General features: G+C 64.8%; 23 protein-coding genes and 1 pseudogene. 18 read left to right on the top strand and 6 right to left on the bottom strand.

The annotated features are described in order from the left end of the window. Window positions 1-6: 6 nt before the first annotated feature. Window positions 7-852: a M23 family metallopeptidase gene (locus tag QMG52_RS22005; protein ID WP_349361757.1), complete on the bottom strand. Its 846-nt coding sequence runs from the start codon at window positions 850-852 to the stop codon at window positions 7-9. Window positions 853-1,223: 371 nt separating this feature from the next. Here QMG52_RS22005 and rpsB point away from each other — a divergent pair, with 371 nt between their 5' ends. From rpsB to QMG52_RS18370, 8 genes and pseudogenes are all read left to right on the top strand, one after another. Continuing rightward, on the top strand, window positions 1,224-2,153 hold the full coding sequence (rpsB, locus tag QMG52_RS18405) for a 30S ribosomal protein S2 (RefSeq protein WP_283561878.1): 930 nt from the start codon (window positions 1,224-1,226) through the stop codon (window positions 2,151-2,153). Between the two features lie 107 nt (window positions 2,154-2,260). Further along, the gene (gene tsf / locus QMG52_RS18400; protein ID WP_283561877.1) at window positions 2,261-3,097 is read left to right on the top strand and encodes a translation elongation factor Ts; all 837 of its coding nucleotides are present in this window, start codon (window positions 2,261-2,263) and stop codon (window positions 3,095-3,097) included. A 118-nt stretch (window positions 3,098-3,215) separates the two neighbouring features. Beyond that, the gene (gene pyrH / locus QMG52_RS18395; protein ID WP_283561876.1) at window positions 3,216-4,001 is read left to right on the top strand and encodes a UMP kinase; all 786 of its coding nucleotides are present in this window, start codon (window positions 3,216-3,218) and stop codon (window positions 3,999-4,001) included. A gap of 142 nt (window positions 4,002-4,143) precedes the next feature. Continuing rightward, window positions 4,144-4,701, top strand: coding sequence for a ribosome recycling factor (gene frr, locus QMG52_RS18390; protein ID WP_283561875.1), 558 nt, complete (start codon window positions 4,144-4,146; stop codon window positions 4,699-4,701). Between the two features lie 293 nt (window positions 4,702-4,994). Further along, on the top strand, window positions 4,995-5,900 hold the full coding sequence (locus tag QMG52_RS18385) for a phosphatidate cytidylyltransferase (protein WP_283561888.1): 906 nt from the start codon (window positions 4,995-4,997) through the stop codon (window positions 5,898-5,900). A 168-nt stretch (window positions 5,901-6,068) separates the two neighbouring features. Further along, on the top strand, window positions 6,069-6,650 hold the full coding sequence (locus QMG52_RS18380) for a DivIVA domain-containing protein (RefSeq protein ID WP_283561874.1): 582 nt from the start codon (window positions 6,069-6,071) through the stop codon (window positions 6,648-6,650). Next, a complete protein-coding gene (locus tag QMG52_RS18375; protein WP_283561873.1) occupies window positions 6,650-6,868 on the top strand; it encodes a hypothetical protein in 219 nt (72 codons plus the stop codon). The genes QMG52_RS18380 and QMG52_RS18375 overlap by 1 nt, the downstream gene beginning before the upstream one ends. Further along, window positions 6,847-7,516, top strand: a pseudogene (locus QMG52_RS18370) (solute symporter family protein); the annotation flags it as partial. The gene QMG52_RS18375 and the pseudogene QMG52_RS18370, both read left to right, overlap by 22 nt. A 429-nt stretch (window positions 7,517-7,945) precedes the next feature. Here the strand turns inward: QMG52_RS18370 and QMG52_RS18365 are convergent. The 3 genes from QMG52_RS18365 to QMG52_RS18355 form a co-directional block, all read right to left on the bottom strand. Beyond that, window positions 7,946-8,794: a hypothetical protein gene (locus tag QMG52_RS18365; RefSeq protein ID WP_283561872.1), complete on the bottom strand. Its 849-nt coding sequence runs from the start codon at window positions 8,792-8,794 to the stop codon at window positions 7,946-7,948. 3 nt (window positions 8,795-8,797) lie between these two features. Further along, on the bottom strand, window positions 8,798-9,220 hold the full coding sequence (locus QMG52_RS18360) for a DUF4383 domain-containing protein (protein WP_283561871.1): 423 nt from the start codon (window positions 9,218-9,220) through the stop codon (window positions 8,798-8,800). Window positions 9,221-9,373: 153 nt separating this feature from the next. Continuing rightward, a complete protein-coding gene (locus QMG52_RS18355) occupies window positions 9,374-9,850 on the bottom strand; it encodes an Lrp/AsnC family transcriptional regulator (RefSeq protein WP_283561870.1) in 477 nt (158 codons plus the stop codon). 217 nt (window positions 9,851-10,067) lie between these two features. Between QMG52_RS18355 and pdhA the strand changes: the two genes are divergently transcribed. Genes pdhA through QMG52_RS18340 form a run of 3 tightly spaced genes read left to right on the top strand, consistent with a single transcriptional unit; the run spans window position 10,068 to window position 13,641 of the window. After that, complete coding sequence (pdhA, locus tag QMG52_RS18350; protein WP_283561869.1) at window positions 10,068-11,189, top strand: pyruvate dehydrogenase (acetyl-transferring) E1 component subunit alpha; 1,122 nt, start codon at window positions 10,068-10,070, stop codon at window positions 11,187-11,189. Beyond that, window positions 11,189-12,199: an alpha-ketoacid dehydrogenase subunit beta gene (locus tag QMG52_RS18345; RefSeq protein ID WP_283561868.1), complete on the top strand. Its 1,011-nt coding sequence runs from the start codon at window positions 11,189-11,191 to the stop codon at window positions 12,197-12,199. Before pdhA ends, QMG52_RS18345 begins: the two co-directional genes overlap by 1 nt. Window positions 12,200-12,201: 2 nt before the next feature. Then, a complete protein-coding gene (locus tag QMG52_RS18340) occupies window positions 12,202-13,641 on the top strand; it encodes a dihydrolipoamide acetyltransferase family protein (protein ID WP_283561867.1) in 1,440 nt (479 codons plus the stop codon). Window positions 13,642-13,812: 171 nt separating this feature from the next. Here QMG52_RS18340 and QMG52_RS18335 read toward each other — a convergent pair whose 3' ends face one another. After that, a complete protein-coding gene (locus tag QMG52_RS18335; protein ID WP_502920570.1) occupies window positions 13,813-14,454 on the bottom strand; it encodes an SACE_7040 family transcriptional regulator in 642 nt (213 codons plus the stop codon). A gap of 106 nt (window positions 14,455-14,560) precedes the next feature. Between QMG52_RS18335 and QMG52_RS18330 the strand changes: the two genes are divergently transcribed. The 7 genes from QMG52_RS18330 (at window position 14,561) to QMG52_RS18300 (ending at window position 22,823) form a co-directional block, all read left to right on the top strand. Further along, entirely contained in the window at window positions 14,561-16,168 is a 1,608-nt protein-coding gene (locus QMG52_RS18330) for a carboxyl transferase domain-containing protein (protein ID WP_283561865.1), read from the top strand. Window positions 16,169-16,172: 4 nt separating this feature from the next. Continuing rightward, the gene (locus QMG52_RS18325; protein WP_283561864.1) at window positions 16,173-18,500 is read left to right on the top strand and encodes an ATP-binding protein; all 2,328 of its coding nucleotides are present in this window, start codon (window positions 16,173-16,175) and stop codon (window positions 18,498-18,500) included. After that, a complete protein-coding gene (locus QMG52_RS18320; protein ID WP_283561863.1) occupies window positions 18,493-19,656 on the top strand; it encodes an acyl-CoA dehydrogenase family protein in 1,164 nt (387 codons plus the stop codon). The genes QMG52_RS18325 and QMG52_RS18320 overlap by 8 nt, the downstream gene beginning before the upstream one ends. 165 nt (window positions 19,657-19,821) lie before the next feature. After that, window positions 19,822-20,739, top strand: coding sequence for a CoA transferase subunit A (locus tag QMG52_RS18315; protein ID WP_283561887.1), 918 nt, complete (start codon window positions 19,822-19,824; stop codon window positions 20,737-20,739). Window position 20,740: 1 nt separating this feature from the next. Continuing rightward, a complete protein-coding gene (locus tag QMG52_RS18310) occupies window positions 20,741-21,394 on the top strand; it encodes a CoA transferase subunit B (RefSeq protein WP_283561862.1) in 654 nt (217 codons plus the stop codon). Continuing rightward, window positions 21,391-22,005: a MaoC family dehydratase gene (locus QMG52_RS18305; protein ID WP_283561861.1), complete on the top strand. Its 615-nt coding sequence runs from the start codon at window positions 21,391-21,393 to the stop codon at window positions 22,003-22,005. Before QMG52_RS18310 ends, QMG52_RS18305 begins: the two co-directional genes overlap by 4 nt. Next, entirely contained in the window at window positions 22,002-22,823 is an 822-nt protein-coding gene (locus QMG52_RS18300) for an HpcH/HpaI aldolase/citrate lyase family protein (RefSeq protein WP_283561860.1), read from the top strand. The genes QMG52_RS18305 and QMG52_RS18300 overlap by 4 nt, the downstream gene beginning before the upstream one ends. A 340-nt stretch (window positions 22,824-23,163) precedes the next feature. On the opposite strand, the gene QMG52_RS18295 is transcribed toward QMG52_RS18300, so the two are convergent. Continuing rightward, window positions 23,164-23,340 carry a prevent-host-death protein gene (locus QMG52_RS18295; protein WP_283561859.1) on the bottom strand — a complete coding sequence of 59 codons (177 nt, stop codon included), beginning with the start codon at window positions 23,338-23,340 and terminating at the stop codon, window positions 23,164-23,166. Window positions 23,341-23,475 lie beyond the last annotated feature (135 nt).

Here is a 23,475-nt window from a genome sequence, read left to right as displayed (position 1 = left end):
GGCACCCTACGATGCATCAAGCGGAAGCAGGATTGATGGCCTCCGGTCGGTGACGAACTGCAGCGGGTCAATATAGTCGGCGCCGCGGCGCACACCCCAGTGCAGACAGTCCGCGGGTGCGCAGTGCCGACTGGCCGCGACCGTGCCGATAGCCTCGTCCGCCGCGACGGCAGTGCCGGCGCTTAGCCCGGACTCCACCGGTTCAAAGCTGCTCCGGAGTCCGTCCGGGTGGGTGATCGTCAGGACGGGGCGGTCGACTACCCAGCCGGCGAAGGTAACGATGCCGCCGGCCGGGGCAATGACGATGGAACCCGGAGGCGCCGCAAGATCAACCCCGCGGTGCCCGGACAGCCACGGCTGTGCCGGCGGGTCAAAGGAGCGGATGACCGCCGGGCGCGGCGTCAGCGGCCACTTCCAGCCAGCTTTTACGGCGGCAGTTCCGCGCGATCCGGTGCGGGCGGGGAGCTCAAGTGTCCCTGTCCCGGCGGTGGTGGGGGGCGGAAGTGTCCCGGTGCGGGTGGCGGACTGAAACGCTCCGGTAGGGGGATGAAATTGGAATGCTGTGGGGACCGGAGGCTGGAATCCTTTGTTGGAAGGAAACCGAAACTTCTCGGACGGACCCTCAGCGAGGTCCGCCGGGACAGCAGCGAGCGGCACTGTTGCGGTTTCTTGGGATACGGAGGACTCCGCGGACACCGAGAGTCCCGTCGGGCTGTTCAGGCCCACGGTGCTGTGCGGGCTGGCGGGGGCAGCGGCGCAGCCGCTCACAGACAGGAGGAAGGCCAGTTGCAGCGAAAGGGTGCCCAGCACCAGCAGACGCGGTCCGGCAGGTCGCCGTCGTCGTTGTTTCATGCGTCCAGCCTGTCGCCGGAATGGGTGCCGAACTAGCCCCAGCGGTCGGTTGGGGACCGAGATGCTCGAATCTCGCCCTGTGCAGGAGTAGTGTTCCGGGCGGGGCCCGGGAGAGCGTCCCGGCTGTAGTACGATAAAAGGAGCAGTTTGCTGTGTGCAGACTGACTACGCGTGCCCAAACCGCTAGGTCCCGTCAGCGACTGATATTGGTCTCTAATGCATGGAACAAGCGGATTACGCCTCTTTCGGTCCGAGGATGAGTGAAAACGAATCTCGGTTATGAGGTGTTCTGGGCGCCAGGAGCAAGCCCCAGCAGAATTGTCTGCCGGGGTACGAGGCTAATAACCGTCAAATATAGAAGGAGCGCCGGCATGCCCGTCGTAACCATGCGCCAGCTGCTTGACAGCGGCGTCCACTTTGGACATCAGACCCGTCGTTGGAACCCGAAGATGAAGCGTTTCATCTTCACGGAGCGCAACGGCATCTACATCATCGATCTGCAGCAGTCGCTGTCCTACATCGACCGTGCCTATGAGTTTGTTAAGGCCACGGTTGCACACGGCGGCACCGTCCTGTTCGTGGGTACCAAGAAGCAGGCGCAGGAAGCCATTGCCGATCAGGCCACCCGGGTTGGCCAGCCGTACGTGAACCAGCGCTGGTTGGGCGGTATGCTCACCAACTTCCAGACCGTCGCCAAGCGTATCCAGCGCATGAAGGAACTCGAAGAGATCGACTTCGACGACGTCGCTTCCTCCGGCCACACCAAGAAGGAGCTGCTGCTCCTGCGCCGCGAGCTGACCAAGCTGCAGACCAACCTCGGCGGTATCCGCAACCTGACGAAGGCCCCCTCCGTCGTCTGGATTGTCGACACGAAGAAGGAACACCTCGCCATTGACGAGGCCAAGAAGCTGAACATCCCGGTTGTCGCCATCCTGGACACCAACTGCGATCCGGACGAGGTCGACTTCCCGATTCCGGGTAACGACGACGCTATCCGCTCCGTCAATCTGCTGACCCGCGTGGTGGCCGACGCTATTGCTGAAGGCCTGATGGCGCGCAACAACAAGGCATCGGGCAACACCGAAGCGCCGGCAGAGCCGATGGCCGAGTGGGAGCGCGAGCTGCTCGTCGGCGCCGAAGGCGAAGCCAAGGCGTCAGCTGTTGAAGAGACCGTTGCTGCAGAGGCGGCACCTGAGGCCGAAAAGGCTGCCGAGGCCCCGGCCGCGGAAGCACCGGCAGCGCAGGCCCCGGCAGCTGAAGCCGCCGACGTCATCTCCGAAGACAAGACCGAAGACAAGTAACTCCTAAGTGCTGCCGGGATGCCTTCTGGTATTCCGGCAGTGCTGTGCCCGCCCCGTGCGGGTCCCTCAACAATTGGCAAAAGACCGACAAGAAACAGGAGTGCACTATGGCGAATTACACCGCCGCTGATATCAAGGCTCTGCGTGAGCGCACTGGCGCTGGCATGATGGACGTCAAGAAGGCGCTCGACGAAGCCAACGGCGACGCCGAGAAGGCGATGGAGCTCATCCGCATCAAGGGTCTCAAGGGTGCCACCAAGCGTGAAGGCCGTTCCACCGCCGAGGGTCTTGTGGCCGCTGCGGTCGACGGCGGCGTTGGCGTCATGGTTGAAATTAACTGTGAAACCGACTTCGTGGCCAAGGCCGGCCCGTTCATTGAGTTCTCCAAGAAGGTACTTGCCGCCGCCGTTGACTCCGGTGCCTCAGACATTGATGCCCTGCTGGCCCACAACGTGGACGGCAAGCCGCTCTCGGAGCTGGTCATCGAGGCCGGCGCGCTGCTGGGCGAAAAGGTCGCTGTCCGCCGCGTTGCCCGGGTTGAGGGCAAGACGGTTGATGCATACCTGCACAAGACCTCCAAGGACCTCCCGGCCCAGGTCGGCGTGCTGTTCGCTGTTGATGGTCAAGGGGACTCCGTCAAGGAGGCCGCTCACGACATCGCGGTGCACATCGCCGCCTACTCGCCCACCTACCTGATCCGCGACGAGGTTCCGGCGGATCTGGTCGAGAGCGAGCGCCGGATTGCGGACGAGACTGCCCGCGCTGAGGGCAAGCCCGAAGCGGCCATGAGCAAGATCGTTGAAGGCCGCCTCACGGGCTTCTTCAAGGAGAGTGTTCTGGTCGATCAGGCATTTGCCAAGGACGCCAAGAAGAGCGTCGCACAGGTCCTCGAAGAAGCTGGCGTCAAGGCCACGGCCTTCGCACGCTTCCGTGTTGGTGCGTAACGCAGCGGTACAACGGGGAACGGGTAATGCTTGAGGGGGCGGTCACTGCGGTGGCCGCCCCCTTGGCATGCCACCGACTATCATCAGATACACGGCAACCGCGCCAACGGAAGGCGATATGAGCATCGACAATCTAATCAGCACGGATGGCATTGCTACTGTCCCGGCGGAGGCGCTGCAGCCCTGCGAGGAGCACGGCCAGCCGCGCCGCCGGGTGCTGCTCAAGCTCTCCGGCGAGGTCTTCGGCGGCGGCAAGCTCGGCGTGGACCCAGACACCGTTAGGGGCATTGCCGAGCAGATCGCCAGCACCAACGGCACCGTCGAGGTGGCCATCGTCGTCGGCGGCGGGAACTTTTTCCGCGGTGCCGAACTGGCGCAAAGCGGAATGGACCGTTCCCGCGCGGACTACATGGGCATGCTTGGAACGGTGATGAACTGCCTGGCGCTGCAGGATTTCCTGGAGCAGGCCGGCGTCGAGACACGAGTGCAGAGCGCCATCAGCATGGGTCAGGTGGCCGAGGCTTACATTCCGCGCCGTGCCATCCGGCACCTGGAGAAGGGCCGCGTCGTCATCTTTGGCGCCGGTGCCGGCCTGCCGTATTTTTCCACGGACACCGTCGCTGCCCAGCGGGCGCTGGAGGTCCATGCCGATGTGGTGCTGATGGCGAAAAACGGAGTCGACGGCGTCTACACGGCGGATCCGAAGAAGGACCCGACGGCGCACAAGCTGGATAAACTCACCTACGACGAGGCGATGCAGCGTGATATCCGGGTTATGGACCAGACGGCGCTCAGCCTGTGCAAGGACAACAACGTGACCATGCTCGTCTTCGGCATGGAGGGTGAAGGCAACGTTGCCCGCGCCATTTTGGGCGAAGAGCTGGGAACATTAGTCACACCCTGACCAGGGCCTAGCGTCTGGCACCCGACCGGTGTGCCTCCACGCTAGGATGAAGTCAGGATATCAGCGGGTGGGGCAGCGGGGCCGGGAAATCAGCGGTCGCGTCCTGCGCGTAATAGGGGCACCAATTTCCGAGGGAGAGATCGTGATCGAAGAAACCTTGCTAGAGGCCGAAGAAAAGATGGATAAGGCCGTTGAGGTGGCGAAAGAGGATTTCGCCTCGATCCGCACCGGCCGCGCGAATCCCGGTCTGTTTGCCAAGGTCATGGTGGAGTATTACGGCTCACCGACGCCGCTGCAGCAGCTGGCGTCGTTTGCAGTGCCGGAGGCCCGGACGTTGCTGATCACTCCCTTCGACAAGACCTCACTAAACGATATCGAGCGTGCGCTGAGCAATTCCGAGGTCGGAGCGAACCCGTCCAATGACGGCAATGTTATCCGCATTGTCATGCCGGAGCTGACGCAGGAACGACGCCGGGAGTATGTCAAAATCGTTCGGGGCAAGGGCGAGGACGCGAAGGTGTCGATCCGCAACATCCGCCGTAAGGCGAAGGAAGGGCTGGACCGGATCGTCAAGGATGGCGACGCGGGCGAGGACGAGGGCTCACGGGCTGAAAAAGAGCTGGACGGCCTGACGAAGGCGCACACGGACAATATCGACGAACTGCTCAAGCGAAAAGAAGCGGAACTCCTCGAGGTCTAATGAGCGATTTACCGCCCCCGGCGGCTGGCTCCGGCCCGGCCGGAGCTCCCGGCCCAGGGGCTGCCGGCCCCGCGCCGAATCATCCCTCCCGCCGCTCACTGCGCGACGGCGGCCGGCCGCGGGGTCAGCTGTCGTCCCGCAGGCAGTCTGCCGCTGTGCCCCCCGTTCCGACTGCTCCCCAGCAGATCCGGCCGCTGCCGCCGGAGGCGTCGGCGCGGCGAGTGCCGAAGACGTTGGCCGGGACCGGGCCACCAGCTCCGTCTCCTGTTGCGGATTCGGCGGACTCCACCGCAATCGTCATACCCGTTCCTGAGGTGGCCGGTAAGTCCGCCGGGCGCACACCGTCGGCCGGGAGGGATCTGCCGGCGGCCATCGGCGTCGGTCTGACCATGCTCGTCGTCGTGCTCGGCGGCATACTGATCTACCCCCTCGCGTTTGTCGTCATCGTGACGGCCTTTGCCGGCTTCGGCATCTGGGAGTTCAGCCGGGCACTGCTCCAGCGCGGGATCGCTGTTCCCATGGTGCCGGCGCTGATCGGAACTGCTGCCATGCCGGCGTCGGCCTATTTTTCCGGCGCGGAGGGCCTGCTTTTTGCCTTGGTGGCCAGCACCGCCGCAGTGCTCGTCTGGCGCTGTCTGGATCCGGCCGCAGGAGCGGTTCAAAGTATTTTTGCCGGCGTCTTCGCACTGATGTGGATCCCATTCTTCATCAGTTTCGTCTTTTTGCTGCTGCGCGGCGAAGGAGTGGCGACGACGGGGGTCACCTGGGATCTGTTGGAACCCGGACGGGGGGCGGTACAGGTTGCCCTCATGCTCATGCTGGTGGTTGCCAACGATACCTTCGGTTACCTGGTCGGCGTGTTATTCGGCAAACATCCGATGGCGCCGAAGATCAGCCCGAAAAAATCCTGGGAGGGTTTTGCCGGTTCTGTTGCCGGTGCCATCCTGATAGCCGTGCCGGCCACGATCTTCCTGCTGAACGGGCCCTGGTGGGTCGGGCTGGTTCTCGCCGTCACAATGGTGGCAGCCGCGACGGCCGGTGACCTGGCTGAATCCATGGTCAAGCGCGAGCTGGGCGTCAAGGACATGAGCAGCATACTGCCCGGGCACGGCGGAGTGATGGACCGGCTGGATTCGATCCTCTTCGGGGCGCCGGTGGCATTTATCATCTTCACCGTGCTTGGCCGGTTCGCTGCGTAGCGCAGCAGGATAGCGCAGCGTCGCGGGTTCGGCGCCTTAGGCTACGGAGACTGTGTCCTGGCCGTCCGCCGGGTTGTTCCCGGATAGAATATTGTCCAGCAAGCCGCGCCAGCGGCCCGACCGGAAGCCGCCGGCGAAGACGCCGACCAGCTCCAGCAAGGAACGACTGTGACCGTGGACAAACAACAGCGGACAAACACTCCTTTTGCGCGCGTAGGCCGCAACGAATTCGGTTACAGCATTAAGCAGGTGGACCATTTTCTTACCCGCGCCCACGCCTTCTACACCGCTGAGGACAGCGGGCAGAAGACTGTGACCAGCCACGACGTTCGGACCGTTTCCTTTGATCCCGCCAAAGGGGGTTACCAGGCCCTGGCTGTCGATGCAGCACTGGACCGGCTGGAGGATGTCTTCGCCCAGCGCGAGCGGGATCAGCTGGTGAGCTGCCAGGGTGAGGAAGCCTGGCTGCTGCAGATCGGCAGGATCTCGTCCGTGCTCCGCGCCCGGCTGCACCGCGGCGACGGGGAACGGTTCCGCCGGCCCAAACGCAGGGTGCGAAGCTACTGTGTTGAGGAAGTCGACGGGCTTTGCCGCGAGCTGTTGGCCTACTTCGAAGAGAATAAGCCGATGAGCGTCGACATCGTCCGGCGCGCGGTATTCGCCCCGGCCGTGGGTGCCGAGGGTTATGAGGAAAGCCAAGTGGATGCGTTCCTGGACCGCGTTGTCGAACTGATGGCATCCATCGATTAGTGGCCAGCGGCCTTTCCGCGGCGTGCAGCCTGGTCATGATCCGCGTGAGCGCTCCGGGGCGCCGGTTCCTGGTCCGGAGCGAGACCAAGACCATCACCACAAAGGCCGTCGGCACCGTCCAGGCCGCCGGTTGGGCCAGGAGTTCCTGCGCGAATCCGGTGCTGGCCAGTGATGAGCTGAACAATATTGCGCCCCCGCACCTCTGGTGGCCTTCGTGATCGGCGCCCCGGTGCTGCTGGGCTTCATCTCCGCGGTGGCCTTCGCCAGCATCCTGGCTGTGGTTGCCGGCTTGACCATCACGGCGGCGGCAGCGTATGCGCACAATATCTACATCTACGCGACATCTACGCGACATCTACGCGAACGTCATCTACGCGAACGTCATTGCCAAGGGTAAGGTCAATCCGCAGACGGAGGTCAAGGTGGCGCGCCGCACCGTCGTGGTAATCGGTATTGTCACCATCGGCGGCGGTATTCTGGCCAACGGCCAGAATGTGGCATTCCTCGTGGCGCTGGCCTTCGCAGTCGCTGCAAGCGCCAATCTGCCGACGATCCTGTACTCGTTGTTCTGGAAGCGCTTCACCACGCGGGGCGCGCTGTGGAGCATGTACGGCGGCCTGGCTGTGGCAATCATCCTGATAGCCTTCTCGCCCGTGGTTTCCGGCAACGCCAAGGCCATGATCCCCGGTGCCGACTTTGACTGGTTCCCGCTCGCCAACCCCGGACTCGTCTCGATCCCGGTCGCCTTCCTGCTGGGCTGGCTCGGTACGGTGCTGGACAAGAAGCAGGAAGACCTGGCCATGCAGGCGGAAATGGAGGTCCGTTCGCTGACCGGCGTTGGGGCCGAAAAGGCGACCTCGCACTGACCATGGGTGAGCGCTGATCGTGAGGTGAGCGCTACCCATGGAGTGGGCGCTACTCATGACGTGAGCAATGATAATGGAGTCAGCGATACCCGGTTGACGAACCCCGGTTGACGAACCCCGGCTGACGAACCGAGTGAAATACAGAGAGACAGAGCAGGGCCCCGCGCCGATGGTGCGGTGTGCTGCTCTGTCTCAGCTGGTGCTGGCCCTTTTTCGTGCCGACTTTTGTTGGGGCCGGCTTTCGTTCGTGCAAGTCTTCGTCGGGTAGGTTCTCGTCGGTTCCGGTGCTCGTCGGGTAGGTGCTCGTCGGTTCCGGACTTCGTGGTGCGCCTGTCGGTGCGGTGCTGGTCGGTGCGGTGCACTGGTCGGTGCAGGCGCCGTTCAGTGCACCGCACTGGTCGGTGCAGGCGCCGTTCAGTGTGGTGCGTTTCAGTGGTGGTGTGCGGCCGGGTCGTGGAGCGTGGGCGCCGTGCCGCCGTGGCCGCCGTGCGGGACCGCGTGCAGTCCGGCCGTCGTGGCGGCGAGCCCTGGCGTGGCCACCGCAGCGACCAGCAGCGAGGCGGCAAACATGGCGGCCAGCAGCCGACCCGCAGGCGGGGCAGCCGCCGGAACCGCCGCCGTCGTCCCCTTAACTGTTGATCCCTTAACTGTTGATCCCGCGCCTGTTGATCCCGCGCCTGTTGATCCCGCGACTGTTGATCCCGCGACTGTTGACCCCGCGCCTGTTGACCCCGCGCCTGTTGATCCCGCGCCTGTTGACCCACGATCGGTATCCTGCGCGGATTTACCGGTGCGGTGCAGCCAACCGAGGCTGCCGAGCATGGCCAGTTCCAGGATGAAGGCGCACGCGGCACTGAGGTCAAAGCTGCGGTTGGCCATGGGCAGCTGCCATAGGCCGTAAATTATGCCCAGCAGCTGGACCGCCACCGCGATGGGGAGGATTCTGGTGGTCAGGACGGGCCATGCCGCCACCCCGCGGCGCAGGGACCGGATGGCCCACAGGAGCAGGCATACGCCCCAGGCCGCCACGATCACGGCGCCGGCAAGCTCAGCCGGAACGGCCACCGTAGTTGTGCCAGGAGCGCCCGTTGGGTTGCCTCCCAGTGCGGCCGCAAGCAGGTTGGAACTGAGTCCGAACGTCAACGCCGCGGCCCCGAAGGCGGCGAATCCCGTGAAGAGACGCACGGTTTCCGGAAGCAGGGCCGCGGTTGCGGGCACGGACCCGTGGCGGGTCCGGCCCGCCCGGAAACGTACCCGACCGCCGGTGACGGTTGACATCGGTTACGCCGTGCGACCGGCGCCGACGGAACGCCGTGAAACCGTTTTGTCCTGGGAGAGACCGACGCCCAGCAGCAGGACGGCGCTGGCCAGGTGCAGCACATTGTCCGCCCCGTTCAGTGCAATGATGTTCAGCGAGCTGCCGAGCAGGAACAGACCCAAGATGCCGACCAGCAGATACACGGCACCGACGGTGGTATTGACGGATTTGGCTGCCGGGACCGACTTGAGTCCGGCGATCAGCAGGGCAGCCCCGATGGCCAGGTGGATGATGTTGTGCAGCGGATTGACCGCGAAGACAATGACATTGCTGCCCTCGGTGGCGAAAAAGCCGATGCCGGCGGTGACGAAGAATCCGAGGATGCCGATCAGAAGGTAGACGGCACCGAAGATCGTTGCAATCAGCCTGTTGGGTGAAGGGCGCATGATAAAAGCCTTCCGTAGCGCGGGGGCGCCGCAGTGCGGTTCCCGGGGTGTCCACAGTTCCGGGCGGAACGTGCACCCTTAGTTCGCGGCACGGAAGGTAAAGGATGGGCGGATGCCGAAGAAATCTCCGGGCGGACCCTGCCGGGCGGAAAGTTACCCGCCGGTCCGGGGTCCGCGCTGTAGCAGGGGGTCGAGCCGGAACGGGATCAGCTCGCCCATGGCCAGCGAAGTGTCCGTGCGTTCGACGCCGTCGGAGGCCTGGATCTTGCCGTTGATCCGGAAGAGGTCCTCGGCATCGGTGCAGACCACACGGACCAGGAGATCGGCCGCACCGGTGAGCCCGAAGGCCTCGAGGACCTCGGGGATCTGGGCCAATGCCTGGGTGATGGCGCCGAGCTTCTGCTGCTGGACATGGATCGAGATGAAGGCCAGCAGCGGGTAGCCGAGCGCGGCCGGGTTGATCCGCCGTTCGAAGGACAGAAAGACGTTCCTGGTTTCCAGCGCCGCCATCCTGGCCTGCACCGTATTGCGGGACAGCCCAAGCGTTTGCGCCAGTGCCACCACGGTGCGGCGGGGATCTTCGGCCAGCGCCATCAGGAGCCTCGTGTCGGTGCCGTCCAAGGGTTGCATAGTGCGCAACGTTAGCACGGTGAAAGGTTGCAAAATAGTGCATTCTGCTCAATTTTGCTCCTCCCGGTTGTGCCACCCTTCTCCTGTGAGTAGGGTCACAAGACATACGGGCAAGGGAGCCCGTGGACAGTCGAGCGGTCACAAACCGGGGCTGGGACGGACCATGGACCAAAAATTCGAGGCCGGTCGAGACAATGTGCAAAGGTTGCGTGGAACTATGGTGAAGGACGAGACAGCCCCTACCCCGGGCTTTCAGCAGCCGGAGATGATCCAGCTCATTACGCCGGACGGAACGCGCGTCGGCCACCCGGAATTTGACCGTTGGCTGCAGGATATTGATGACGAACGGCTGTGCGCCCTCTACGAGGACATGGTGGTCATCCGCCGGATCGATACCGAAGCCACGCATCTTCAGCGGCAGGGGGAGCTGGCGCTCTGGCCGCCGCTGCTGGGCCAGGAAGCATCGCAGATTGGCTCCGCACGTGCCCTGCGGACCGACGATTTCGTCTTTTCCAGCTATCGGGAAAACGGCGTGGCCTATTGCCGGGGCGTGGACCTGACGGACCTGCTCCGCGTCTGGCGCGGCAATGTCTCCTCGGGCTGGGATCCGTTCAGCATCAATATGGCCACGCCGCAGATCATCATCGGCGCGCAGACGCTGCACGCCACCGGCTATGCCCTGGGGATCCAGAACGACGGCGCCGATTCTGCCGCCATCACCTACTTCGGCGACGGGGCAGTGAGCCAGGGTGACGTCAATGAGGCGCTCGTTTTTGCCGCCAGCTTCCAGGTGCCGGTGATCTTCTTCTGCCAGAACAACCACTGGGCCATTTCCGAACCCGTTGGCCTGCAGTCGCACATTCCGATCGCGGACCGGGCCCCCGGCTTCGGCATCCCGTCCCTGCGCGTGGATGGGAACGACGTGCTCGCCGTGCTGGCCGCGACCCGGATTGCCCTGGACCGTGCCCGGACCGGCGGCGGACCCACCTTCATCGAAGCGGTCACCTACCGGATGGGGCCGCACACGACGGCGGATGATCCGACCCGCTATCGGGACGCCAATGAACTGGAGGACTGGGCCGCCAAGGACCCGATCTCCCGGGTCGAAGCACTGCTGACCAAGGACGGTCTGCTTACCCCGAAGCTGCAGGACGCCGTGGCCGCCAAGGCCGACGCCGTCGCCAAAGAAATGCGTGCGGGCTGCATCGGGCTGCCGGAACCGGCTCCGCTGGACGTTTTTGACAATGTGTACAGCACGCACAATTCCTGGCTGGACCGCCAGCGTGACCATTATTCCCGCTATCTGGCAACGCTTGCCGGTGCCGAAGGAGGCAACTGATGTCGAGCATGACATTTAGCCGGGCCATTAACGCGGGCCTTCGCAAGGCGATGGAGGATGATCCAAAGGTTCTGCTGATGGGCGAGGACATCGGCAAGCTCGGCGGTGTTTTCCGCATCACCGACGGACTGCAGAAGGACTTCGGCCCGCAGCGCGTGCTGGACACCCCGCTGGCCGAGGCCGCCATTCTGGGCACCGCCGTCGGGCTGGCCTACCGGGGCTACCGGCCGGTATGTGAAATTCAGTTTGACGGCTTCATCTACCCCGCCTTTGACCAGATTGTCGCCCAGGTGGCCAAGCTGCACTACCGCACGCAGGGCAAGGTCAAAATGCCCATCACCATCCGCGTTCCGTTTGGCGGCGGCATCGGCTCTCCGGAGCATCATTCCGAATCGCCGGAGGCCTACTTCACCCACACATCGGGGCTGCGCGTGATCAGCGTGTCCAACCCGCAGGACGCGTACACCATGATCCGGCAGGCCGTTGCCTGCGATGACCCGGTGCTTTACTTTGAACCCAAGCGCCGTTACCACACCAAGGGCGAGGTGGATGAGACCCAGGAACTCCGGGACGCGCTGCCGATGGAAAGCGCGCGGGTGGTCGTCGCCGGGACGGACGTCACGCTCGTTGCCTACGGGCCGCTGGTGCAGACCGCCCGTGATGCCGCCGTGGCCGCCGCGGATGAGGGGATTTCCGTGGAGGTCATTGACCTGCGCTCGCTGGCACCGATAGATTTTGCCCCGTTAGAGGCTTCCGTGCGCAGGACCGGACGGCTGGTCATCACGCACGAGGCGGCGCAGTCCGGCGGGCTTGGCGCGGAGTTGGCAGCCAGTCTCACGGAACGCTGTTTTTCCTATCTGGAAACGGCGCCGGTCCGGGTGACGGGCTTCGATGTGCCGTACCCACCGTCCAAACTCGAAAAATATCATCTGCCCGATCTGGACCGGATACTGGACGGCGTGGACCGTGCACTGGGCCGTCCAAACTCCCTAAGCGGGCTGGAAGGGTGAGGATGATTAAGGAATTCAGACTCCCGGATCTGGGCGAAGGCCTGACCGAATCCGAAATCGTGGCGTGGAAGGTCGCGGTGGGGGACACGGTCACGCTGAACCAGGTGATCGCCGAGGTCGAGACCGCGAAGGCCGTGGTGGAGCTGCCCTCGCCCTATGCCGGCGTGATCGCGAAGCTGCATGAGCAGCCCGGCACCGTGGTGGAGGTCGGGTCACCGATCGTTTCCTTTGAACTGCCCGGGGCCGACGACGGCGGCAGTGACGGTGCCGCCGTTGGCGCCGGCAGTTCTTCGCTCGCCGAACAGACGGGAAACGATGGTTTTCCGGGTGCCAACCAAGCTGGGAGAGGCACTTCTTCGATGCTCGGCCAAGGGACGGACCGGCGCGTGGAGACTGCTGACGCCAAGCGCGTCCCCACCCTCGTCGGGTACGGCGCCGAAGTGGAAACGAACGGCCACCCGGCCCGCCGCCGTCGTCGTCTTCCCGCTGCTGCGGTTGCCGCCGCGGTAGGTCAGGCAGATGTCCCGGCTGAGGGCGAAATTGAGCCGCCCCGCTCAACCCCTCCGGTCAGGAAACTGGCCAAAGATTTGGGCGTTTCATTGGCAGCGATCACTGGGACGGGACCGAACGGGCTGATTGTCCGCGAGGATGTGCTCGCTGCGGTGTCCGACGGCCTCGAATCCACGCCGTCGGCAGTACAGGAAGACACCGCACGGCGAGATACTGTACAGGCAGATACCGCCCGCGAGATCCGCACTCCGATCAAGGGCGTCCGCAAACATACGGCGGCTGCCATGGTGGCCAGCGCGTTCACCGCCCCGCACGTGAGCGAATTCCTCACCGTCGACGTCACGCCCACCATGGACCTGCTCGCCAAGCTCAAGGGCAGCAGGGGGTTCGTGGGCTACAAACTCACTCCGCTGACACTGGTGGCGAAGGCGCTGTGCATTGCCGCCGGGCGCCAGCCGTCGGTGAATTCACGCTGGGATGAGGCCAATGGCGAGATCATTACGATGAACTATCTGAACTTGGGCATTGCGGCCGCGACGCCGCGTGGACTCATGGTGCCCAATATCAAGGATGCGCAGGCCATGAACCTGATGCAGATTTCCGCCGCACTGACCGAGTTGACAGATACGGCGCGGGCCGGAAAAACCACTCCGGCGGCGCTGAGCGGGGGTACCATTTCCATCACGAACATCGGAGTGTTCGGTATTGACGCGGGGACGCCCATCCTCAATCCGGGCGAGGCTGCCATCCTGGCCATGGGAGCTGTGCGCCGGCAGCCGTGGGAGTACAACGGTGAAGTCGCCCTGCGTCAGGTGATGACGCTGAGCCTGTCCTTTGATCACCGGCTGGTGGACGGCGAGCAGGGTTCGCGGTTCCTCGCCGACATCGGCACCATCCTGGCCGAACCGGGCATGGTCCTCACGATGATCTGATCCTTGCGCCGAGAGTGGAGATGTGCCCCTTGAAATGTGGTCTTGTTTTGTGGGGCAGATCTCCCACCCATCTTCGGTATCGTGGCGGGTCGGAGAAGAGCAACATGATTGTCGGCGTGCGTGGCGTCCGCCCGTCTCCTGCTCCCGCAGCCGCTGGCTGCATCCGGGCCGTTAGGCGAGGAGGCCGGCGCGGGCCATGCGTTCGAGGACGGGGCGCGCGGTCCGGGCGGCGATTTTCCGGCCGTGGCTCCGGGCGCTGTGCGGGGTGGAGTTGATCAACCTGAAGGTGGCCTGGACCTTGAGCCGGCGGCTGGCGGGGTCCGTGCCGGGCTCGAGCCGGCCGAGTACTGCGACCCACAGGTCAATGTAGCCTCGCTGGAGTTTGCGCACGGACGCCAGATCCGGGGGTGCGAGATTGTCCAGATCACGGTCCTGGACGCGGATCACATCCGGGTTGGACAGCGCAAAGTCCACGTGGAATTCAATCAGCGTGCGCAGTGCTGCCGCGTCGTCCGCCGCGGCGGCCACCACCGAGGTGCCGCCATCGAAAAGGTCCGCGCTGACCCCCACCAGCAGGGCTCCAAGGACGGCCTGCTTGCTGCTGAAATGGCGGTAAACCGCCGGTCCACTGACGCCGGCCGCCGAACCGAGGTCCTCGATGGAGACCCGGTGGAAGCCGTGCTGGGCAAAAAGGCCGGCGGCGGCAGTCAACAGGGCCTGCCGCCTGTCCGCCTTGGCCAGGCTGCGCAGCGTAGCCTGGCCGCCCTGTGCGGCGTGGCCGCGCCCCGCGGGCTCGCTTGCGTTGCTCATCATTCCTTCCATAGTGGACATCACAGATAAGACAGACTAGCCTAAACTCAGTTAACAGTCACTAACCAAAATGCGATGCCGGCGGATGCGAGGAAGCGGGAAGTTGTCGATGGAGACGATTGAAAGCCGGGTGGACCCGGGCAGCGCGCCGTACGCCGGGAATAAGGCTGCGCAGCTTGCATTGGCGGTGGAGCTGCGCGAACGGTTGGCGGCAACCGCGTTGGGTGGCCCGGAGCGTTCACGGGTCCGCCACGTGGCCCGCGGAAAGCTGCTCCCGCGGGACCGCGTCGACCAGCTGCTCGATGAGGGCAGCCCGTTCCTGGAAATTGCCCCGCTGGCCGCCAACGGCATGTACGGCAACGATTCGCCCGGCGCCGGGGTGATTGCCGGCATCGGCCTGGTGCACGGCCGGCAGGTGCTGGTCATCTCCAACGACGCCACCGTTAAGGGTGGAACGTATTACCCGATGACGGTCAAGAAGCATCTGCGGGCGCAGGAGATCGCGCTGGAGAACCGGCTGCCGTGCATTTACCTGGTGGATTCCGGCGGCGCATTCCTGCCCAAGCAGGACGAGGTCTTCCCGGACAAGGAGCACTTCGGCCGGATCTTCTTCAACCAGGCACAGCTTTCCGCGGCCAAAATTCCGCAGATCGCCTCCGTGATGGGCTCCTGCACCGCCGGCGGCGCCTACGTCCCCGCGATGAGCGACGAGACGGTCATCGTGCGCAACCAGGGCACCATCTTTCTGGGTGGCCCCCCGCTGGTAAAGGCCGCCATCGGGGAGATTGTCACGGCCGAGGAGCTCGGCGGTGGGGACGTGCACTCCAAAATTTCCGGCGTCACCGACCATCTGGCCGAAAATGACCAGCATGCGCTGCAGATTGTCCGCGACATTGTCGCCACTCTGCCCCGACCGGCAGCTCCGGCCTGGGATATGGAAACCAGCATCGAGCCGGAAGCCGACCCGGCGGACCTGTACGGTGCGGTACCCACTGACCTCAACACCCCCTATGATGCGCACGAAATCATCGCGCGGATCGTGGACGGCAGCCGTTTCCACGAATTCAAAAAGAACTACGGCACCACGTTGGTCACCGGCTTTGCCCGCCTGCACGGCCACCCGGTGGGCATCATCGCCAACAACGGTGTGCTCTTCAGCGAATCCGCCCTCAAGGGTGCGCACTTCATCGAACTGTGTGACCAGCGCGGGATTCCTTTGATCTTCCTGCAGAACCTCTCCGGTTTCATGGTCGGCAAGGACTATGAGCAGGGCGGCATCGCCAAGAACGGCGCCAAGATGGTCACCGCCGTCGCCACAGCCCGCGTACCCAAGCTGACCGTCGTCGTCGGCGGCTCATTCGGTGCCGGCAATTACTCGATGTGCGGACGCGCCTACGGCCCGCGCTTCCTCTGGATGTGGCCGGCCAGCCGGATCTCCGTGATGGGCGGCAACCAGGCCGCCTCGGTGCTGGCCACCGTCAAGCGCGAGCAGATCGAGGGCCGCGGCGGGCAATGGTCCGCGGCCGAGGAGGAATCGTTCAAGGCCCCGATCAAGGCACAGTACGAGGATCAGGGCAGCCCCTACTATTCCACCGCCCGGCTGTGGGACGACGGCGTTATTGACCCTGCTGACACGCGGACCGTGCTGGGTCTCGCCCTCGATGTCTGTGCCCAAGCGCCGCTGCCGGACACTTCCTTCGGCCTCTTCAGGATGTGACCCTATGACACTTTTCGTCCCTCCGAATACATCCTCGCCCGCCGCTGCGACATTCAGTACTGTGCTGGTGGCCAACCGCGGCGAGATCGCCTGCCGCATCTTTGCCACCCTGCGCGGGATGGGGATCCGTTCCGTGGCCGTGTACAGCGATGCCGACGCCGACGCCCGGCACGTGCGGTTGGCTGACGAGGCCGTGCGGATCGGGCCGGCCGCGGCGCAGCTCAGCTACCTGAATACGGACGCCATCCTGGCCGCGGTCAGAGCCACCGGGGCCCAGGCCGTGCATCCCGGTTACGGCTTCCTGTCCGAGAACGAGGGATTTGCCCGCGCACTCGCGGACGCCGGTGTGGCATTCATCGGACCCGGCGTGCACGCGCTGAACATGATGGGCGACAAGATCCGTTCGAAAAACCATGTGATGGCGCACGGTGTTCCGGTGGTGCCGGGCATCGCCGAGCCCGGGCTGACCAACGATCAACTGGTCGCGGCGGCCGACGGCGTCGGCTACCCGTTGCTGATCAAGCCCTCCGCCGGGGGAGGCGGCAAGGGAATGCACGTGGTGGAGCGCCCCGAAGACCTGGCGGCGACACTTGTCACCGCGCGTCGGGTTGCGGCGTCCGCCTTCGGCGACGACACGCTCTTTATGGAGCGGCTGGTGGCAGCCCCGCGGCATATCGAGGTCCAGGTCCTGGCGGACAACCACGGCAACGTGATCCATCTGGGCGAGCGCGAATGCTCGCTGCAGCGCCGGCACCAGAAGGTCATCGAGGAAGCACCGTCGTCCCTGCTGGAGTCATTGAACGACGGCGGCGCCACCCGCGCGCGGATCGGCGAAGCCGCCTGCAAGGCTGCCCGCAGCGTCGGCTACAGCGGTGCGGGCACGGTGGAGTTCCTGGTCTCGGACACGGCGCCGGATGAATTCTTTTTTATGGAAATGAATACCCGGCTGCAGGTGGAGCACCCGGTCACCGAGATGGTCACCGGGCTGGATCTGGTGCAGTGGCAGATCCGCATTGCCGCCGGGCAGCCGCTGACCCTCCGGCAGGACGACGTGGCGCTCACCGGGCACGCCGTCGAGGCGCGGGTCTACGCGGAGAATCCGGCGCGGGGTTTCCTGCCCACCAGCGGGAGGGTGCTGGCGCTGGCGGAGCCGACGGGAGACGGCGTGCGGGTGGATTCGTCGCTGCTGCCGGGGCTGGGGATCGGTTCGGATTACGACCCGATGCTGGCCAAGGTGATCGCCTGGGGCGCGGACAGGGGACAGGCGCTGGCGCGGCTGGACCGGGCGCTCGCGGACACCACCGTGCTCGGGCTCGGCACGAACATCGAGTACCTGCGGCTGCTCGTTGCCGATGCGGATGTGCTGGCCGGGCGGCTGGACACCACCATGATCGAGCGCAAGTTGCCGGGGCTGACGTTCCGGCAGGCGGACGACGCCCTGCTGGCCGCGGCCGCCCTGTACCTGTTTGCCTCGGGCGTCTACCCCGGGACGCTGGATGATGGAAGGAACGACGACGGCACGCCCGGCACCGGTCCGTGGCACTCCCGTGATGGCTGGCGAACGGGCGACTGCGGCGCCCCCGGCACCGGTCCGTGGCACTCCCGTGATGGCTGGCGAACGGGCGACTGCGGCGCCCCCGCCACCGGTCCGTGGCACTCCCGTGATGGCTGGCGGCTGGGACGGCACCGGCCACTGCGGTATGAGTTTGCGCTCGGTGCCACTGAATCCGTGACCGTCCAGCTGGCCGGCATGGTCCGATCCGGCGACGGTGTGCGCGGCGATGTGGCCGTTGCTGACGGTGCGCCGGTGCTTGCCACCTACCGGCACGACGCTGGAGCCGCCGGCCGGATCGAGTACGACGGATTCTCCCGCGGCATCCACGTGGCGCGCGACGGCGCATCCGTCTGGATCGGCGAGTCCGGATTCGCCTGCGAACTGCGGCTGCGCAGCCGAGAAGAGCAGCTTGCAGCGGTTCTCGCGGGGATCGCCCGCGAGGAGGGCGCAGCGGATCCGCAGGTCCGCTCGCCCATGCCTGGCACCGTTGTCGCCGTCAATGTCGGCAACGGCGACGCCGTCGAACCAGGTCAGACGCTGCTGGCCGTCGAGGCCATGAAGATGGAACACCAGCTGGTGGCATCGGTGGCCGGCACCGTCCACATCAGCGTCAGGCCAGGGGACTTGGTGAAGGCCGATCAGGTGGTGGCCACGATTCACACCGTCCCTGCCGCCGTGGCCGCCGCAGAGAGCCGGCACCCAGCAGATCCCGTAGAGACCCCCACAGCGACAACTCCCACAGCAGCAGATCCAGAAGGAGCTCCCAGCAATGCCTGATTTTGAACTCAGCGAGGACTACCAGGACCTCAGCGATGCCGTGCGCGACTTCGCCGACAACGTGGTCGCTCCGGTGTCGGCCAAGCACGACGAGGAGCACAGCTTCCCGTACGAGATTGTCTCGCAGATGGCGGACATGGGCCTATTTGGACTGCCGTTCCCGGAGGAATACGGCGGACAGGGCGGAGACTACTTCGCGCTGGCGCTGGCGCTGGAGCAGCTGGGACGCGTCGACCAATCCGTTGCCATCACCCTGGAAGCGGGCGTTTCGCTCGGCGCCATGCCGGTTCACCGGTTCGGCACCGAGGAGCAAAAGAGCCAGTGGCTGCCGCTGTTGGCCTCGGGCAAGGCGCTCGCCGGGTTCGGACTGACTGAACCCGAGGCCGGATCCGATGCAGGCGGCACCAAAACCCATGCGCATCTGGAGGATGGGCAGTGGGTCATCAACGGCAACAAGGAATTCATCACCAACTCCGGGACGGACATCACCAAACTGGTCACCGTCACCGCCGTCACCGGGACATCCGAGCGCGCCGACGGGTCGGTTAAGAAGGAGATCTCCACTATTCTGGTCCCCACCGATACGCCAGGGTTCAAGGCGGAGAAGGCCTACAACAAGGTGGGCTGGAACGCCTCGGACACCCATCCGCTCACGCTCCAGGACGTCCGCGTTCCCGGGGCCAACCTGCTGGGAGTGCAGGGCCGGGGCTTCGCGAACTTCCTCAGCATTTTGGACGAGGGGCGGATCGCCATCGCCGCCCTGGCCACAGGTGCCGCGCAGGGCTGCGTGGACGAATCCGTCCGCTACGCCAAGGACCGTCATGCCTTCGGCCACAATATCGGCAAGTACCAGGGCATCTCGTTCAAAATCGCCCGGATGCAGGCCCGGGCGCACACCGCGCGGCTGGCCTACTATGATGCCGCCGCGCGGATGCTGGCCGGGAAGCCGTTCAAGGTGCAGGCAGCCATCGCCAAAATGGTCGCCGGCGAGGCCGCAATGGACAACGCCAGGGACGCGACCCAGGTGTTCGGCGGCTACGGGTTCATCAATGAATTCACGGTGTCCCGGCATTACCGCGACTCGAAGATTCTCGAGGTCGGGGAAGGCACCACCGAGGTCCAGCTCATGCTGATCGCCCGGGATCTGGGCCTCTAGGCCACCGGTGGAACAGGACGCCGGTCATATGGACGGATGCCGTGGGAATTTCCACGGCATCCGTCCATATCCAAGGCATCCTGTCAGGATGCACCGCACGGAGGGCGCAAGCCAAGCCCTATGATCGAAACAACCCAGACGAAACTGCGCAGAAAGGGATCAACGATGATCAACAAAGTTGTCCGCACCGCGGCAGAGGCCGTCGCCGACATTCCCGACGGTGCCTCGCTGGCCGTCGGCGGGTTCGGCCTGTGCGGGATTCCCGTGGCCTTAATCGCTGCCCTGCACGATCAGGGCACCAAAGAGCTCGAGACCATCAGCAACAATTGCGGCGTGGATGACTGGGGGTTGGGCATCCTGCTCTCGGACGGCAGGATCCGCCGCACCACGTCCTCCTACGTCGGGGAAAACAAAGAGTTCGCCCGGCAATTCCTGGCCGGCGAATTGGAGGTCGAGCTCACACCGCAGGGAACCTTGGCCGAGAAGCTGCGCGCGGGCGGCGCCGGCATTCCGGCCTTTTACACCACCGCAGGTGTCGGCACGCAGGTCAGCGAGGGTGGCCTGCCGAGGAAGTACGACGGCGGCGGCAACGTTGCGATTGCCTCGGAACCTAAGGAGGTGCGCAGCTTCGGAGGCGCCGACTATGTCCTGGAGGAGTCGGTAAATCCGGACTTTGCCCTGGTGCATGCGCAGCGCGGGGACCGGCACGGGAACCTGATCTTCCACGCCACCGCGATGAATTTCAATCCCCTCTGCGCGATGGCCGGCAAGATCACGATTGCGGAGGTCGAGGAGCTGGTGGAGCCGGGCGAGCTCGATCCGGAACATATTCACGTCCCCGGGATCTTCGTCCAGCGCGTGGTGCATGTTCCGGTCGGGGCGCCGCACAGCGAGAAACGCATCGAAAAGCGCACCGTCGCCGCCCCCGCCGTCGTCGATCCTGATCCGCTGACCGCGCCCGCCGTCCTGGTCGACCCGACCCCGAGGGTCGACCACGCTCGGCCGCGGGCGGCCTCCGTCGAGCACCGGGACACGGCCCCCGTCGAGCACCGGGACGCCGCGACCGCAATGAAGGGAGCCTGACATGGCACTCACACGCAACGAACTCGCGGCCCGCGTGGCCAAGGAACTGAAGAACGGCCAGTACGTCAACCTCGGCATTGGCATGCCGACGCTGATTCCCAATTACATTCCCGCCGGCGTCGAAGTTGTCCTGCATTCCGAAAACGGGATTCTGGGCACCGGACCGTACCCTACCGAGGAGAACGTCGATCCGGATATGATCAACGCCGGGAAGGAGACCGTCACCGTGAATAAGGGAGCGGCGTTCTTCGATTCCGCGGTGTCCTTCGGTATGGTCCGTGGCGGCCACGTGGATGTGGCGGTCCTCGGCGCCATGGAAGTGGCCGAGAACGGCGACCTGGCCAACTGGATGATCCCGGGCAAAATGGTCAAGGGCATGGGCGGCGCGATGGATCTGGTCTTCGGTGCCAAACGGTTGATCATCATGATGGAGCACGTGGACCGCACCGGCAAACCGAAAATCCTTAAGCACTGCACCCTCCCGCTGACCGGCAAGGGCTGCGTGGACCGCATCATCACCGATCTTGCCGTGATCGACGTGACGGCGGACGGGCTGGTGCTGCGCGAGGTTGCGCCCGGGGTCACCGTCGATGAGGTCCATGCGGCCACTGGCGCGGAGCTTCTGGTGGAGATGCACGATGTGGACCTCGTATGAGTGTGCAGCCACAGGCCGAGCAGGGGAGCGGGACCAGGGTGATCGAGCAGCGCGGACTGTACTTCGATGAGCTGGAATCCGGTGTGATTTATGCGCACAAGCCCGGCCGGACGGTGACGGAAGCGGACAATGTCCTGTTCACCAGCATGACCATGAACACGCAGGCTCTGCATCTGGACGCTGCCTGGAGTTCCACCCAGCCGTTCGGGCAGCGGCTGGTGAATTCGATGTTCACGCTGGCGACCGTCGTCGGCCAGTCCGTGTCACAGCTGACGCAGGGAACGATCATCGCGCAGCTGAGCCTCACCGATGTGAAATTCCCGCACCCGCTGTTCCACGGCGACACCCTCTATACCGAGACCGTGATCACCGGCAAACGGCTTTCGGCCTCCCGTCCCGGGCAGGGAATTGTCACCATGGCCCACACCGGCCGGAACCAGAACGGGGTTGTGGTGGCAACCCTGGAACGCAGCTGCCTGATGTGGACCAAAGAAGGGCATGCCGCGGCGGGCATCCCCACACGGCCGCAGGCTGCCTTGGCCGATGACCGGAACGCAGCTCCGGTGGGGCGCCCGGGCGCGCACGTGACGACCCAGGAGCCCACATCATGACGTTTAGCATGGGCCCGGCCCTGCTCTTCTGCCCCGCGGATCGTCCGGAACGATATGCCAAGGCCGCGGACCGGGCGGATGCGGTGATCCTGGATCTCGAGGACGCCGTAGCACCCAAGGACAAGGCAGCCGCGCGCGGGCATCTGATCGGCAATCCGCAGGATCCCGGCCGGGCCATCGTGCGCATCAACCCGCTCGGCACCGCAGACGCGGACGCGGACCTTGCGGCGCTGAAACAGACGCAGTACCGGACCATCATGGTGGCCAAAGCCGAAGACGCCTCGGCGCTGTCCGCGCTGGACGGCTTCGACGTCGTCGCGCTCTGTGAAACAGCCCGCGGCGTGCTGGAAGCTGCGAGGATCGCGACGGCTCCCAACGTCGTGGCGCTGATGTGGGGCGCGGAGGACTTGGTTGCCTCCCTCGGCGGCAGCTCCAGCCGGACGGACGACGGCGGCTACCGCGCCGTGGCCGCGCACGCCCGGTCGGGTGTCCTGCTGGCGGCCGGCGCCTTCGGCAAAACGGCGATAGATGCCGTCCACGTGAACATTCCGGATCTGGACGGCCTGGCCGCGGAGGCACGAGACGCCGTCGCCTCCGGCTTTGGCGCTACGGCCTGCATCCATCCCGGTCAGGTCGCCGTCATCCGCGATGCGTATACGCCGGCGCCGGAGGAGGTGGCCCTGGCTCGGGAGCTCCTTGCAGCCGCTGCCGCGTCGGGATCGGGTGTCTTCGCGTACAACGGCAAAATGATCGACGGCCCCATCCTCAAACACGCGCGCCAGACCCTGCGGCGCGCCGGGCTTGCACAGCAAAAATGACGCCCATCCCGCAAAATGATGCGCGGCGCGCGCATCATTTTGCGGAACCGCCGTCATTTTTGCAAGGGACATGGGAAGATCTCGCCCGCTGCTCCTTGCCTGGGCAGCCGTTATCTGCAGTTCCTCCAATCCGGAAGAATCCAGAGCTGTATCGAAAGCGGCTGGCAAAGCAATTTTGCCGAGCATCGACTTAATGGTGAGTTCCCAGACGGATGCTGCTGAGTAATTGACGTTGGCGCCGCTGAGTATGTGTTTGCGGCTGACCGGCCCGAGCTTTGGGCTGTCTGCCAGGAACCAGAGCAGGACATGTATGTCGAGCAGAAGCGACGCCCTGACCATGCTAGGGATCGCCGTAGAACATTGAGGACATGGAGCTATCGGGATCATCAAAGGTTTCGTCGTCATACTCCAGCTGCCCGCGCAACGCACCAATTATTGCCGGGCGATCCTGATGCAGCACAAGATCCACCAAAGGTTTGCCCGCCTTCTCAATTGTTACTGATTTGCCGGCGAGCACGTCCTCAATCAGACCCGGATCCGCGAGTAAGAACTTTTTGACAGGGGTGTGTTAAACCGAACAAGTGCCCCTTGAGCTGGGAAAATAGTAGTTGCGAAGCCAAAATTTTCCAGACAGAGAAGGACACCTGTTCAG

The sequence above is a fragment of the Paenarthrobacter sp. PH39-S1 genome (genome assembly GCF_030063245.1).
Lineage (GTDB): Bacteria > Actinomycetota > Actinomycetes > Actinomycetales > Micrococcaceae > Arthrobacter_M.
This window is presented reverse-complemented; position numbering and strand designations above follow the sequence as displayed.